The sequence below is a fragment of the Bradyrhizobium sp. Ken64 genome, from assembly GCF_055807555.1.
The window spans coordinates 210,079-223,221 of sequence record NZ_JBVVPA010000004.1; the positions used below are offsets into that span (position 1 = coordinate 210,079).

Consider the following 13,143-nt stretch of genomic DNA (forward strand, 5'->3'; position numbering starts at 1 on the left):
ACCAATTGCAGGCAGAAGTTGTCGTGGAACTGATTCTGCGCCTTATGGCTAACGGGTCGCTATTTCGCGAGTTCTGTTAGTTGGATCACAGATTTGGCTCCGTATTTGCCGCAGTGTGGTGCGGGGCACCACGAACAAAAGATGACAGAAGTATCTATTGTGGGATTTCTACAATGGAATACATTGGGTTACTGAAAATGAGCGAAAATAATCGCCACATTACTTATGAGTATTTGAGAAATTACTTCGGCTTCTCTGCGGACGCCCAGCCACCTGAGAGCATCGACTGCTTGGTGATGCCAAATCACACAAGCAATAGGTGGTTTCGCTAAGGACTTGGTAATGATATGCAAGTTTAGGCGAGCGATACTTACTTAGATTTTAACTCCTTTTTTGGTGCCCGGATTGAACTACGCTGGCAAATTTGACGCCGCGATTTCCTTGGACGGCTTGGGTTCCCGATCGCCCGCCGATGGCCATGTCGATTCTTTTACCGCGAAGGCCCACGGTCACGTGCCTGATGGCGCATTCGTCGTTCCCGACCCGAACCTGATCTTCAACGGCGATTTCAAGCGCGCCGGTCTCGACCTCGTGCTGTCCCATGATGGCCACGATTTCGTCGTTCACGATTATTTCAGGGGCGACAAGCGCGCGGCGATCGCCTCACCCGACGGCGCGCACCTCACCGGGGACGTCGTCAACGCACTCACCGGCCATGTGCAATATGCGCAGGCCGCCTCCGGCATTGCCGCCGCGCAGGTCATCGGCCACGTCACCAAGCTCTCCGGCAGCGCGACTGCGGTCCGTAACGGCGTCTCCGTCATCCTGAACAACGGCGACAATGTCGAGAAGGGCGACGTGGTCTCGACCGGTGGCGACTCGACGCTCGGCATCACGTTCATCGACGGCACCGTGTTCGGCCTGTCCTCCAATGCGCGGATGGTGCTGAACGAGATGGTCTACGACCCCAACGGGTCGAACAATTCCTCGCTGCTTAGTCTGGTCGCGGGCACCATCACTTTCGTTGCCGGCGAGACCGCCAAGCACGGCGACATGAAGGTCGACACGCCGGTCGCCACGATGGGCATTCGTGGCACGGCGGTGCTGACCCAGATCAACTTCGTCGTTCCCGCTGGCGGCGGCGATCCGCAGCCGCAGGCGAGCTTCCAGGTGCTGGTCGAGCCGAACGGCACGACGGGCTCCTACATCCTGTTCGACAAGGTCACGCTGCTGCCGATCGCGACGGTCAATCAGGCCGGCCAGATGATCCAGATCAGCGGCGGCAACGTCTCTATCTCCAATGCGCTGATGTCGCCGGACATCCAGAAGCTGATCACGGACGTGTTCACGCTGAAGTTCACGGACAACAACAGCAACACCAAGCTGACCCAGAATTTCACCGACTCGATCACGCAGACCGGCAACATTGTCTTCATCAAGACGGATACCGGCGCCACCGCGACCGCGACCTTCACGCATCTCCCTGACCCGGGATCGCCGGCGTCCGGCCATGATCCGTCGACCAGCACCCGCATTCCCGGCCCGCCCGTTCGTCAAAGCCTCGATCTCAACGGCAATGTGAAGACGGCGTTCGGGATTACCGAGCGCGCGGACACGACCGGCGACACAACTCATTACGATACCATCTCCGGTCGCATCACCTTCGTCGATCAAAACCTGGCCGATCTGCCGACGGTGAGCATAGACCTCGGCGATACGCCGAACTTTGTCTACAAGAACGCCAGCCAGCAGGATGTCACCGGCGCGCTCTCTGCACTCCAGAAGCAGGACATCGCGGCAACGCAGATCCAGATCAGCGTCGCCGCAGCCGCCGGTAACAACAACAACGGCTCGGCGGTCTGGACCTACGCGATTCCCGACCACGTCTTCGACTTCCTCGCGGCGGGCGAAACGTTGACGCTGACCTACAAGGTGCGCGTCAACAATAATTTCTCGGTCAATCCCGAAACGTCGACCATCGACATCACCATCACGATCACCGGCACCAACGACAAGCCGGTGATCACCACCAGCGTTCCGGTCATCATCTTCGAAGGCGGCACCAGCGTGCCGGGTGGCCCGCTCACCAGCGATGTTCCGACGACGGGCACGCTGGACTTCACCGACGTCGACCTCACCGACAAACATACGGTCTCGGTGGCGTTGACCAGCGCGACCCTGCCTGACGGCACCGTTCCGCCGGGGCCGCTTGCGGCGTTCCAGAGCGCGATGTCGGTCGCGATCGCGGCGGGCGCCGATAGCACCGGGGACGGCACCGGCACCATCAACTGGTCGCTGGCTGACCTGCCGGTCTATCTCGCCGACTTCATCCCCAAGGGTGAGGTGCTGACGCTGGTCTACACCGTGACGCTCAAGGACGCGCAAGGCGCCATCTCGCAGCAGACCATCACCGTCACGATCACCGGCACCGACGCTCCCGCCGTGGTGTGGATCGCGACCGACAAGCCCGGCGCTCCCTCCGGCGGCTTCTGGAAGGATGCGGCCAACTGGGCAACCGGCACGGTCCCGACCATCAATGACGACGTCATCGTCATCACCGACCAGCTGCATGGGCTGACGCCGTCCTATCCGGTGACGATCGACACGGCAGCCTACGCCAAGTCGATCACGATGAACGATTACGACACCGCGATCGGCCACAAGGCACCGGAAGTCATCAACAAAAGTGCGTTGACGATTGCGGGCGAGATCAGCCTCAAGGCCGATTCGAAGCTCACCAATTTCACGGCAAGCACGATCTCCGTTGGTGGCAAGGCCGAGTTCCTGGACAGTAGCGTGCTCACCAATGCCGGCTATCTGACGTTCAAGCGCGGCGGCGATTTTGCCAAGAGCACCACGATCACCAATTCCGGCACGATCGAGCTGTTCGGCGGCACGCTGAAGACGCTTGCAGGAATTAACAATGCCGGCGGCACGCTGAAGGCCGATGCCGGCACGACGCTGATCGTCGACACCGCCACCATCAGCGGCGGCACGGTCACCATCGCCGGCACGCTGGAACTCGATGGCAGCAGCGTCCTCGAGGACGGCACGCTGAACAATTCAGGAGCGGTCAACGTCAAGGGCACTGCGGAGTTCGCCCACGAGACCGTCTCCAACGTCTCCGCCGGCACGATCAAGGTGCTGGCGAATGGCTGGTTGACGATCGACCAGGGCTCGACCGTCGCCAACACCGGCAACATCACGGTCGATGCCACCGGCAAGCTGACGGTGAACGGGGCCACGATCAGCGGCACCGGCACGGTCACCGACAACGGCGAGATTGATCTGATCGGCGCTGCGGTGCTGAGCGGCGGCATCCTGAACAACAATGCGGCCTTCAAGGTCAGCGGCACCGGCAATGCGCTGGACCATGAGACCATCACGAATGCGACGACCGGTACGATCGAAGTGCTGGCGAACGGCGCGCTGACGGTCGACCAGGGCTCGACGGTTGCGAATGCCGGCAACGTCACGATCGATGCCAACGGCAAGCTGACAGTGAACGGGGCCACGATCAGCGGCACCGGCACGGTCACGGACAATGGCGAGATTGATCTGACCGGCGCTGCGGTGCTGAGCGGCGGCACCCTGAACAACAACGCGGCCTTCAAGGTCAGCGGCACCGGCAACGCGCTGGACCACGAGACGGTCACGAACGCGAGCACCGGAACGATCGAAGTGCTGGCGAACGGCGCGCTGACGATCGACCAGGGCTCGACCGTCGCCAATGCCGGCAACGTCACGATCGATGCCAACGGCAAGCTGACGGTGAACGGCGCCACGATCAGCGGTGCTGGTACGGTCACGGACAACGGCGAGATCGATCTGACCGGCAACGCCGTTCTGAGCGGCGGCATCCTGAACAACAATGCGGCCTTCAAGGTCAGCGGCACCGGCAACGCGCTGGACCATGAGACGGTCACGAATGCGACGACCGGCACGATCGAAGTGCTGGCGAATGGCGCGCTGACGGTCGACCAGGGCTCGACGGTTGCGAATGCCGGCAACGTCACGGTCGATGCCAACGGCAAGCTGACGGTCAATGGCGCCACGATCAGCGGTGCTGGTACGGTCACGGACAACGGCGAGATCGACCTCACCGGCAACGCCGTTCTGAGCGGCGGCGTCCTGAACAACAATGCCGCCTTCAAGGTCAGCGGCACCGGCAACGCGCTGGACCATGAGACGGTCACGAATGCGACGACCGGCACGATCGAAGTGCTGGCGAATGGCGCGCTGACGGTCGACCAGGGCTCGACGGTTGCGAATGCCGGCAACGTCACGGTCGATGCCAACGGCAAGCTGACGGTCAATGGCGCCACGATCAGCGGCGGTACGATCGACGGTCTCGGCACCATCGATGTCACCAGCGCCAGCAAGATCGATGGCGGCGCGACGCTGAGCACGGCCACAGTTACCGCCGATGCCAAGCTGACGCTGGACGGCATCACGGTGTCGGGCTCGACGATCACGGACAATGGAGGCATCGAGCTCGACAACACCGTCAAGCTCAAGGACGGCGCCAGCATCCAGGGCGGCGCGGTCGCCAATACCGGCACGCTGAAGATCACCGGCGCTGCGACGCTGCTCAACGACGTCGTGACCAATACCGGTACGGTGTCGGTCGATGGCGGCCAGACGCTGACACTGTCCGGCACGGAGATTTCGGGCGGAGCCGTCAACGGCGCCGGGGCGATCGATGTCATCGGCAGCAGCAAGATCGATCAATCAGCGACGCTGAGCACCTCTGCCGTGACGGTTGAGAGCGGCGTCATCCTGACGCTGGATGACGTGACTGTTGCGGGCACCGCAATCGCCAATCATGGCACGGTCAAGGTCGATGCAAGCAGCAAGCTGACATTGAACGGTGCAAGCCTGACAGGCGGCGCGCTCACCGTTTCGGGTACGCTGAATTCGACCGGCACAACTACGATTACCGACGCCAACATCTCGAACAACTACCTGATCGAGGCAACCCTGGGCGCGTTGACCCTGCTGGCGACGACCTCCGCAACCTCGATCGCGAATGGCGGCATCCTCCGGGCCAATGGCGCCGAGCTCGACATCAACGGCGAAGCCCTCGCTAACACCGGCACGTTGGCGGCGATCGATCACGGGATACTGAAGCTGATCGGGATGACGGTGACCAACACCGGCAGCGGTAGTGTCTCGGTCGAGTCCGGCTCTACACTCGATCTCCAGGGCGCGACCATTGATGGCGGCACGGTGACGATTGCCGGTACGCTGGAATCGACTGGCACGAGCGCGATCAACAACGCCGACATCACCAACACCGGCACGATCACGGTGACCAGCGGTACGCTGACGATTGATCCCGCCATCCTCCACACCATCACCAATCACAATCTGATTCAGGCGAATGGCGGTGAACTCGATATTTCCGGTGACCTGATCGTCAACTCCGCCGATATCATGGCGGTGCATGGCGGCACGCTGAAGCTTGCGAGCGTCATCGTCACCAATTCCGGCGGGTCGATCACGGTCGACGGCACCTCGAAGCTCTATCTGACCGACGTCTCGATGAACGGCGGCAGCCTGAGCAATGCCGGCAATCTCTACAGCGCCGGCGTCGATACGGTCACGGGCAGCGTCACAAATACTGGGACCATCGAAGTCCAGTCCGGCACGCTCAATCTGTCCGGCGGCCTTAGCGGCATCGGCTCACTGGTCATCGATAACGGCGCGACTCTGGAGCTTGGAGGCGCGGACGCGCAGACCGTGACTTTCGCCGGCGGCTCCAACACGCTCAAGCTCGACGACACGAGCCATCTCTTCACCGGCACCATTGCCGGTCAGTCGACGAAAGCCGGCACGTTCACGATCAAGGGCGCGGCCGATATCACGACATCGAGCGGCGATGCACTCGACTTCACTGCATCGGGCGGCACATCTGCAACGCCCGCCGACATCATTCTTACGCCCACCGGTAAACTGACGGGCGCGGCCAATGGCGTCGCGGTCACCCAGAACGGTACCGGCGATATCTCGTTCACGGCGACCGGCGACATCAAGGGCCTCGCCGGCCACGGCATCTGGCTGCGCGACAGCGCGACCGGCGCTGGCGATATCAATGTCAACAATCTCACCGGCAAGGCGACCGGCGCCGGCGCGAATTCGGTCGGCGTTCTTGTCGAGAATTTGAACAGCGCCAATGCCGGTGGCATCTCGATCACCCAGCTCGGCGGCGCTGTCGGCGGCGCATACGGCATCGACGCGACCACGCTAGGCAAAGGCGACATTGCCATTGACGCCGGTGGCACCATCACAGGCAGCTCCGTCTACGGTATCCGTGCGCGCAGCTATGGCAGCGGCAGCGAGACCGTCACGACCGAGGCCGGCAGCGCCGTCACCTCGGGCAGCTCGGCCATCATTGCGGTCAATCGAGCAAATTCGATCGACGCGTCGGACGGCAGCACCATCACCGTCACCACCTACGGCACGATCAATTCCGGCAGCAGCCTGAACCAGAGTGGCAACACGCCGGCGGGCATCCAGGCCGGCTACACCGGTGCCATCACCGGATCGACCGCCAATACCCACGTCAACGGCACCGTCACCATCGGCAATCACGCCAACATTACCGCCGCGGCGGGCTATGGCATCGACGCCTACAATTACGGCAACGGCGACGTCAGGGTGACCAGCTTCGCCGGGACCACGATTTCGGTCTCCGGTACCCAAAGCGTCGGCATCAACGCGTCGGCATTGAGCGGTGGCGCTGGCGACGTGACGGTCACGCTTGGCGAAAATGTTACGATCTCGGGTGCGACGAGCTACGGCATCAGGGCCTACAGCATCGATGCGGGCGACATCAGCGTCACCATGGCGAACGGCGACAGTATCACGTCTGGCAGCACCGGCATCGTAGCGGTCAACTACGCCACTGCGATCGCTGCCGGCATCGGGAGCACGATCTCCGTCGAGGCGCACGGCACGATCCACTCCGGCTCGACCTCGAACAACGACAGCACCATTCCCGGCGGGATCATCGCCGGCTACAAGCCCGGCGGGACCGGCACGTTCTCGAATGCGGTCAAGGGCGACGTCACCGTTACGAGCGATGCAACGATTATCGCCGATGTGGGCTACGGCATCGAGGCGTTCACCTGGGGTGCCGGCAACCTCACAGTCACGACCGGGGCGACCTCCTCGATTTCGGCCGCAGGTACCGCGATCGGTGCCTTCGATCACGGTGGCGGCGACGTGAGCGTCACCAATAATGGCTCCACCACCGGCGCGGTCGGCATGTCTGCCATCGCCAACGGCAGCGGCGACGTCACAATCGTCAATCACGGTGCTATCACCAGCACGAGCCTCGCCGGCATCAGCGTCACCCAGAACGAAGCGGGCGCGACCGGCTCGACCCATATCACCAATACCGGATCGATCGTGGCCCCGAGCGCCCATGCGGCGATCTTCATCCAGGAGAACGCGACCGGCATCGCGCAGATCGACAATTCCGCCACCGGAACGATCGGACCTGCCGTCGCCTCGACCGTGACCGCCGCGACCTACGCCATCGTCGAGACCGGCGGCCACGTCACGATCAACAATGCCGGTCACATCAACGGCAATATCTCGGTCGCCACCGCGACGTTCAACAATGAGCTGGGCGGCACCTGGACGGTCGCCGGCTCGGGCGTCTTCGGCAACGCGTCGTCGATCGTCAACCACGGCGCCATCGACCTGCATGGCGCATCGATCTCCGGGACCGGGCTGAGCGTCGAGAATTACGCGACCATCGACAGTTGGGGCACGGCGTCGATCACGGGCACCATCGCCAATGCCGGCAGCATCGAGATCCATGACGGGGCGCTGACGCTGTTCGGCTCACTGTCGGGCTCGGGCTCGGTCACCGTCGACGCCGGCGCGTTGCTGAAGCTCGACGGCACGGTCACGCAGACGATCACACTCGACGGCGACGGCGCCCATCTTCAGATCGATACGTCGGCCTTCGGCGGCTCTATCGGCGCGCTGTCCACGAACGACACGATTGACCTGTCGACCATCAAGTATGGGCTCGGTACCAGCGCAGTCTATGTCGCCAACAGCAACCCCTCCACCGGCGGCGTGCTGACGGTGACCGATGCGGACGGCAATCACATCAGCCTGACCCTGTCCGGTGCCGACTACAGCAATGCCCATTTCGCCGGTAGTGACGACGGCACTGGCCACACGCTGATCACCATGACCGATGACCACGCGCCGGCCTTCACCGCCGGCGGCGTGCTGGCGGGGGGCGTCTCCGAGCAGGCGGACGCCACCGGCGACTTCGCCACGTCCGATACGTCAACGCCCGCAACCGGCGCGATTCACTTCACCGACATCGACTTGACCGACCTGCCGACGGCACAGATCACCGGCCAGGTCGTGACCTCGCTTGGCGCCGATCACAGCACTATTCTCACCTCGTCGCTCACGCTTGACGAGATCGCGGCGCTCAAGACCGGACTGACCCTTCTGCCGCAGGCCGGACTGAACAATGGCACCGTCACCTGGAGCTATTCGATCGCCGACGGCGCGCTGGACTTCCTCGCCAAGGACCAGACCGCGAAGGTGGTTTCCACCATCACGATCACGGACGATTACGGCAAGACCGCCACAACCGACGTCACAATCACGATCACCGGCAAGAACGACGCACCGACCCTGACCGCGGTCACCACGGATCCGCTCGTCGACACCTCCATCGCCGACAGTTTTTCGGACGTCACGGGAACGCTGGTCGGAACCGACGCCGACCATGGCGAGACGGCAGGGCTGACCTATGCCGTTCTGAACGCGGATAGTCATGGGACGACGGCTGGCCTGTACGGCTCGCTGACGGTCAACGCGAACGGCACGTACACCTACGTTCCCGACGCGGCTTCGATCAACGCGCTTTCGGAAGGCAATCATATCGATACCTTCACAGTGCAGACCACGGACGCGCAAGGCGCCGTCGGCACGGCGACGTTCGAGGTGAACGTAACAGGCGCCAACGACGCGCCGGTGATCACGGCCGCAAGCGGCGACAGCGCCGGCGCCACCATGAGCGAGACCAATGCGGGGTTGGACGAGACCGGCACGCTGACGCTGTCCGATCTCGACACCACCGATCACGTGACGGTCGGGGTCGATCATCTCGATATCTATTTGGACGGCGTGCTCCAGACCGACTATGTCGGCGAACCCTCGAACGCGACGCTGCTCAACTACCTGACCGTGCAGTCCGGCGACGTCCTCGACGGCACCGCCGCCCACGCACATTTCACGTGGGACTTCAATTCAGGCAGCGAGACCTTCGACTTCCTTGCCGCCGGCCACACGCTGTCGCTGCAGTACACGATCGTGCCCGACGACAGCCACACGCCGACCGGCACCGGCAGCAGCGTCCTCATCTTCAACATCGCCGGCAGCAACGATGCACCGACTCTGGGTGACGCGACGCTGGCCTCGGTCAATGGAGATAGCAGCGATCCGGCTGGCTCCACGGTCAGCGTTCTCTTCGCCGGCAAGTTCCACGACGCCGACGACGGCGCGGGCTTCCAGGCCATCGCGGTGACGTCCGACCCGGCCTCTGCTGCGCAGGGCGTCTGGCAGTACGAGCTCGCCGGCACCAATCAATGGGTCGACATCGGTCTGGTCAGCGACACGAGCGCACTGGTGCTGAGCCCGGATACGCTGATCCGCTTCGTGCCGGCCATTGGCTTCACCGGGGCGCCGGATGCGCTGGGCGTGCATGCCCTCGACGACACCTATACCGGTGCAATCACCGATTCTTCGTCACCCGCGACGATCGATCTCACGGCGACGGGCACCGGCGGCACGACGCCTGTCTCGCACGACCTCACCACTATCGATACGGAAGTGACGGCGCCTCCCGACAATGGCCCGGTCATCAACACTGAGAGCTTCCAGGTCTGGCACAACAACGAAGGCAATACCGATACCATCACCGGTCTCTCGGTCGTCGACACCGATTCCGGTGCCGCGACGGACGACTTCAAGATGACGGCAGTAACCGGGCATGATCCGGACAGCAGCGTCGATCCGGGGACGGCTTGCGGCAACCTCGACGATATCAACTCGGTCCTCGCCGATGGCGTCACCTACGTTCCAGGAGCCCCCCCGGCCGAGACCGACCAGATCACGCTGACGGTGACGGACAAGACCACGGGCCTGTTCGACACCGTCCACTTCATCTTCAACGAGGCCGGCGACACCAGCCAAGGCGTCAGCCTGCAGGGCACCAGCGGCAAGGACGTCATCTTCGGCACCGATACGAACGACACGCTGACCGGTGGCGACGCCAAGGATCAGTTCGTGTTCGCGCCGGGCGTGCTGTACGACCAGAACGGGCAACCAGTCACCGACTTCTCGCATACCATCACGGACTTCACCGAGGGCCTGGACAAGATCGACCTGCGGCAGTTCTCGGGTGTCAGCTCCATCAACAATCTCACCATCGTCCAGCAGCAGGACTCCGACGACACGCTGGTCACCTGGCAGCAGCAGGTAAATCCCCTGGAGGGCGCGCCGATCACCGAGCACGAGGCGCTGCTGCTCAAGAACGTGATCGCGGCCAGTCTCAAGGGCAGCGATTTCATCTTCCACATCGCCTGATCGAGGCCGGGCTTGCCTGCGGCTGCCCCGCAGTTCGACCGTGGCAAAAAACCCTTAGTCCTCCGCATTCAGGAATGGCCAATCGCAGGCCGGCGCGCCATGATCGGCGCGCACGGCATGATGTGAGGCAGGAAGTCCGGTCGAAATGAAACGTCTCAAGATCCTGCGGCGGTGGTTTGCGCGCAAGTTGGGGTTTGCGCGGCTGATGTGCCTTGCGCTGCTGGTCGTGTTTGCCGGCGCTCGCCTCTGGGATCCGCCGCCGATCCAGGAACTGCGGCTGCGCACTTTCGACATGTTTCAGTTGATCGATCCGCGCCACAAGACGGCGCGGCCGGTCACCATCGTCGACATCGACGACAAGAGCCTCGCCAAGCTTGGCCAGTGGCCGTGGCCGCGGACGCGGATCGCCGACCTGATCCAGAACCTCACCAGCCACGGCGCAGTCGCGATCGGCTTCGACGTCGTGTTCTCGGAGGCCGATCGGCTCAACCCGGATCTGGTCGCGAGCCAGATGCGCTACCTCGACGACGCCACCCGCGCCAAGCTGCGCGAGCTGCCGAGCAACGACCAGATCCTCTCCGAAGCGATCAAGCGCTCGCGTGTGATCCTGGGCGAGACCGGCCAGCGGGCGATTTCGTCCGAGGTCGACAAGTCGCTGCCCTTTACCGGCGTCGCAACGGTCGGCGAGGAGGGGGCTGAGCGCTTCCTGTTCGAATTTCCCGGGCTGTTGCGCAACGTGCCAGAGATCGAGAAGGTCGCGGCCGGCCGCGGCCTGTTCTCGATCAAGACCGAGCGCGACGGCCTGATCCGGCGCGTGCCGATGATCATGCGCGCCCAGGGCATGGTCATGCCCTCGCTCAGCCTCGAGATTTTGCGCGTCGTCACGGGCACGCCGACACTGCTGGTTCGGACCGACAAGACCGGCGTGCGAGCCGTGCGTCTCAAGGGCGTGGAGATCCCAACCGACAGGAACGGTCAGCTCTGGGTGCATTACGCCCGCCAGGATCCCTCGATCTACGTCTCGGCCGCCGACGTGCTCGATAACACCGTGCCGCCGAACAAGATCGCCGGCAAGCTGGTGCTGGTCGGCACCTCCGCGGTTGGGCTCAATGACATCAAGACCACGCCGGTGTCCTCGAACATGCCGGGCGTCGAGATCCACGCCCAGGTGCTGGAGAGCGTGCTGAGCGGCGCAGTGATATCCCAGCCGAACTATGCGCTCGGCGTCGAGCTGCTCGCCGCGCTCATCATCGGCTTGCTCGTCATCATCTTCACGCCGAACCTCGGACCGGTCCGCCTCGTGCTTGCCGGCGCGACCTTCGCCGCGATCCTGATCGGAGTGTCCTGGTTCTTTTACGTGCAATACCGCTATCTCATCGACTTCACTTATCCGTTGCTGTCGACCACGGCGATCTACCTGACGCTGATCTTTGCCAGCTTCGTGCGCGAGCAGCGGCAGCGCGTGCAGATCCGCGGCATGTTCGCGCAATACATGTCGCCGGTGCTGGTCGAGCAACTCGCGCAGTCGCCGGAAAAGCTGGTCCTCGGCGGCGAGGAGCGCGAGATGACGATCATGTTCTCCGACGTGCGCGGCTTCACCACCATATCGGAAACCTACAAGCACGATCCGCAGGGCCTGATCGCGCTGATGAACCGTTTCCTGACTCCGCTGACCGACGTGATCATCGATCAGAAAGGCTATATCGACAAATACATGGGCGACGCCATCATGGCGTTCTGGAACGCGCCGCTCGACGATGCCGAACACGAGGTCAACGCCTGTGAGGCCGCGATCCAGATGTTGGAGAAGATCGACGCGGTGAACAAGGACCGCGAGCAGGAGGCCATTGATGGCAGTCACGTCTACATCCCGCTCAATGTCGGTATCGGTCTCAACACCGGCATCGGCGTGGTCGGCAACATGGGCTCCGACCTGAAGAAGAACTATTCGGTGCTCGGCGACAGCGTGAACCTGGCCTCGCGCCTCGAAGGCCAGTCGAAGGAATACGGTTTTCCCATCATCGTCGGCTCCAGGACCGCGCTCGCTGCCAAGGACAAGTTCGCGATCCTCGAGCTCGATTTCATCATGGTCAAGGGCAAGACCGAACCGGAAGTCATCTACGCCATCGCCGGCCGCGCGGACGTGATGCATTCGGGCGCGTTCCAGCGGCTGCGCAACGTCACCATCGAAATGCTCGCCTGCTATCGCAGCCGCGACTGGCACGGCGCGCTGGACGCGATCGAACGCGGCCGCAGGAGCGAGGATGCCGACACGCTGGAAAAGCTGTTCAAGCTCTATGAAGTGCGCATCAAGGAATTCCAGATCAATCCGCCGCCGGAAGGCTGGACCGGGGCCTATGCGCTGCTGACGAAGTGAGGGGCGCGAGAGGCTCTCGCTGCTGCCTCAACAAGAGGTGTCGTCCTGGCGAACGCCAGGACCCATTACCCCAGGGAGCAGTTGCGGCGCCGCGCTGCTAGCCACCAGTCGTCGTCAAACCAAAGCCGGTGGTTATG

At 63.1% G+C, this 13,143-nt stretch carries 2 protein-coding genes; both read left to right on the top strand.

Features of this window, described 5'->3' with window-relative positions; all coding sequences use genetic code 11:
• Positions 1-405: 405 nt before the first annotated feature.
• Positions 406-10,629 carry a beta strand repeat-containing protein gene (locus tag AC0L2F_RS09190; protein ID WP_473248177.1) on the top strand — a complete coding sequence of 3,408 codons (10,224 nt, stop codon included), beginning with the start codon at positions 406-408 and terminating at the stop codon, positions 10,627-10,629.
• Between the two features lie 145 nt (positions 10,630-10,774).
• Positions 10,775-13,006 (top strand): CHASE2 domain-containing protein, encoded by a 2,232-nt coding sequence (locus AC0L2F_RS09195; protein ID WP_007605161.1) that lies wholly within the window; start codon positions 10,775-10,777, stop codon positions 13,004-13,006.
• The last annotated feature ends 137 nt before the right edge of the window (positions 13,007-13,143 follow it).